Here is a 1,779-nt window from a genome sequence, read left to right as displayed (position 1 = left end):
GTCAAAGTCGAAGGTGCGACATTCGAGAATGGTCTACTGCAGATCAAGCTCGTGAGGGAAATTCCCGAGGCCATGAAACCTCGGCGCATTCCCATCGGCGCTGCTTCCGATCCGCAGATTGAAACGAAACGCGTCGCGTAACCGCACATATCGGCTTGGGCGGCAAGCAGTCGCCGCCCTCTCAGTCGATCCCCATGAAAGGAGAAGGAGGGGAAGATGAAGCGTGTCGTTGATGATCAAGTCGCATCGATGCAGTTTAGACCGGATGCGCATCACCGCTCCGTCCAAGCGGTCCTCAAAGACCGGAAGCTTTCTTCGGACGAAAAGCGGGCCATTCTATCGGCCTGGGCATCCGATATGTATGCGGTCGAATCCTCGCCGATGTTGAGAATGATTCCGGGGCATACGGCTCCGCTCCGGTTGAGCGAAATTTTGGACGCTCTACGCGGCCTGGATGATGACGATCCGCCACCACGCGGCGGAGCGGCGATGCGAGTGCCGGCCGGACACATAGACGCTAATAGCCAGTCGGCTATCGCTCAAGTGGCGTACCACTTGGCGCGTCTGCGACGACAAGCGAACTTGCGAGCTGCGTCGATGAGGGCGCATCGAGCCAATATCCGTTGCTACAAGCGGATCCTGCAGACGGACCTCACGGAGTTGGAACGTCAGTTCGTTGTCCGGCGATTGGCTGAAGAACGCGCTGCTATCCAGAACTTGGCGCAGGCGTAGATATTGGGAGTGTAGAAGACATGAGAAAGCTTGCTCTTGGAATCGCCGCGGCAGCAACGCTCCTCATCGGGACGGTTGCGCCGGCCTCGGCTTATTGGCGTCATCACTATTGGGGCGGTCCGGCAATCGCCCCTGGGGTTGCTCTAGGGTTGGTCGCGGGAACGTTCGCCGCCGCAGCGGCGCCCCCGGTCTACTATGGGCCCGTCTATGGCCCGGCAGGTTATTACTATGGCCCGCCGTATCGGGTGGTCCGTCCATATCCCCATGTTTACCCGTACCGGTACGGCTGGTGATAAGAAAAAGGCTCGGCTGGCCTTTTTTGTCGGGACGTAACCCAATCTCCCGTTCATCCTGACCGTTGGACGGCTTATTTCTATGAGATACGCCACGTATGCAGGCTCTTCGGACTGAGATAGCTCAGCGTCTATCTCGAAGCTTTGGACCAGGCACCAAGTATCGACGTGGGATCCGTTTGCAGACTTCCATTTCGTAATCACCGGCGGGGATAGCGGCATATCGGCCGGGCCGTGGCTATCGCATATGCGCGAGTGGGCGCGGACATCCTCATCGCCTACTCAACGAGCAAGAGAACGCAGATGAGGCGCCCCAAAACGTCTGCTCCAGCCGAATGCGACGCGCGGTGTGCTCCTTCTGAAACTCCATCAAGCTAGCGAGCCGCTTTCGGACCTCATCCGCACTGAAATCGAACCCGCCGCGCTCGAACTCCGAGACGATATCATACTGACGAGCTATGTACGTCTCGCTGAGCGCCACATGTCGCTCTACCTCTCTCAGCTGGTCTGCGATCATCTGGCGATTATTCATGGCACGCTTCTGAATGGCTGTTCGAATATCAAAGACCTGGCAGCGCGAACGTTCCTTAACCGTGTCGCTTTCCTGTCCCGCTTCGGTGGCGTGGTGGCGCCGCTTCACGTGCCGGCCGCTCGAAACGCTTCGGCAAGTCTCGACTCGAGGCGGCTTTGCATAGCACCTGGGCTCTAACATACCGGACGTGCGAGTTAATTAATCGCGGCGCTTTGGCTAAAT

Annotated in this window: 2 protein-coding genes and 2 pseudogenes; 3 read left to right on the top strand and 1 reads right to left on the bottom strand. The window is 58.2% G+C overall.

Going from position 1 to position 1,779, the window contains the following annotated elements; genetic code table 11:
- From GGQ85_RS20675 to GGQ85_RS21055, 3 genes and pseudogenes are all read left to right on the top strand, one after another.
- A pseudogene (locus GGQ85_RS20675) lies at positions 1-141 on the top strand (heat-shock protein); the annotation flags it as partial.
- Positions 142-752: 611 nt separating this feature from the next.
- Positions 753-1,025, top strand: a complete 273-nt coding sequence (locus GGQ85_RS20670; protein ID WP_309776083.1) for a hypothetical protein — start codon at positions 753-755, stop codon at positions 1,023-1,025.
- Between the two features lie 196 nt (positions 1,026-1,221).
- A pseudogene (locus tag GGQ85_RS21055) lies at positions 1,222-1,307 on the top strand (dehydrogenase); the annotation flags it as partial.
- Here GGQ85_RS21055 and GGQ85_RS20665 read toward each other — a convergent pair.
- Entirely contained in the window at positions 1,297-1,665 is a 369-nt protein-coding gene (locus tag GGQ85_RS20665) for a hypothetical protein (RefSeq protein WP_309776082.1), read from the bottom strand. The pseudogene GGQ85_RS21055 and the gene GGQ85_RS20665 sit on opposite strands and share 11 nt — an antisense overlap.
- Positions 1,666-1,779: the final 114 nt, after the last annotated feature.

It is taken from the genome of Nitrobacter vulgaris, assembly GCF_031453995.1.
Taxonomy (GTDB): domain Bacteria; phylum Pseudomonadota; class Alphaproteobacteria; order Rhizobiales; family Xanthobacteraceae; genus Nitrobacter; species Nitrobacter vulgaris.
Note: the sequence above shows the minus strand (reverse complement) of the source record. Positions and strands in the feature narration are given on the sequence as shown.